Below are 1165 nucleotides of genomic sequence, written 5' to 3'. Positions count from 1 at the left end.
GAATACCCCTCGTCGTGCTACCAATACTGAAGGCAACATCGTCTGGGCTTGGTACAGTGATGCCTATGGTGTCGGTCAAGTGGCTGATAACCCGGATGGTGATGGGCAAAGCGTTACTTTAAATCTGCGCTTCCCTGGGCAATACTATGATGCAGAGAGTGGGCTCTTTTACAACTACTTCCGCGATTACGATCCTAGTACTGGACGCTACATCGAAAGTGACCCGATTGGCCTTAATGGTGGGCTAAATACCTTTGCTTATGTCCATGGTAACCCCATCAGTTTAGTTGACCCGAAAGGGTTGAAAGACGTTGATTTGGGCCAAGGTTATACTGGGCGAATTGACTCTTTTGAATATAAAGGTGACCCCTCATTTGAGGTTCACGTTTATGATAAAAATGGCGTTGAGAAAGGGGTGCATGGAGATAAGGGCTGGATTAATAAGCATGGCTTTAAAGGTAAACCTGATGATGTTCCTGATGAAGTTTGTAATCGAGTAAAAGGTGTTACTATTGATGAACTGAGAAAAAGAAATCGCTTTCCTCCAAAAGGCACCGTGAATATTAAAGGCAATTACTGGAAATATTTTGTTAGGTTTGGTGGTGCTGCTGCAGTTGTAGGCAATATTCAGTCTAATTTAAGTACTGAAAGGTCTTGCGGATTAGACCCTACACAGGAGTGGTGTTAGTCATATGAAATATTTAATTAGTCAGATAGGTAGCCCTAACACTTCATTTGATGATTATTTTTCTTACATTAGTAGCTTACAAGAAGTTCTACCAAAACATATTTATGATTTTGCCTCTGGTTACCATAATTATGAGTTAAACAGTAACCATACATTACATGATGCATGGTTAAACCAGGTAAAAATTCAGGAAGTTTCAAAGGGTGAAAGGGGTCAACAAAGAAGCTTAAATATAACTATAGAATTACTGAATGCTTATCACGATAAAATAATAACTTTTCAATATAAAAATGTTTATGAATATGATTTCTCTAGTGTTACAAGCCCTGACAAAAAAGTTGCTCATGGAGATCTATTGATACATGAGTTCAGCTATGAAAAGCCATATATTATTCACTACATTGCATTTAGTAATGGGAATAAGTTTCGTATAGCGTTTGAGGATATGGATTTAGTCTATACAGACATCAATTAAAC

2 protein-coding genes are annotated in these 1165 nt (G+C 38.1%); both read left to right on the top strand.

Features of this window, described 5'->3' with window-relative positions; genetic code table 11:
* The coding region (locus KCG35_RS26885) for an RHS repeat-associated core domain-containing protein (RefSeq protein ID WP_215822658.1) at positions 1–688 on the top strand (688 nt) is incomplete at its 5' end.
* Between the two features lie 4 nt (positions 689–692).
* Complete coding sequence (locus KCG35_RS25475; RefSeq protein ID WP_215822657.1) at positions 693–1163, top strand: hypothetical protein; 471 nt, start codon at positions 693–695, stop codon at positions 1161–1163.
* Positions 1164–1165 lie beyond the last annotated feature (2 nt).

The sequence above is a fragment of the Zooshikella harenae genome (genome assembly GCF_018837975.1).
In the GTDB taxonomy this organism is placed as follows: domain Bacteria; phylum Pseudomonadota; class Gammaproteobacteria; order Pseudomonadales; family Zooshikellaceae; genus Zooshikella; species Zooshikella harenae.
This window is presented reverse-complemented; position numbering and strand designations above follow the sequence as displayed.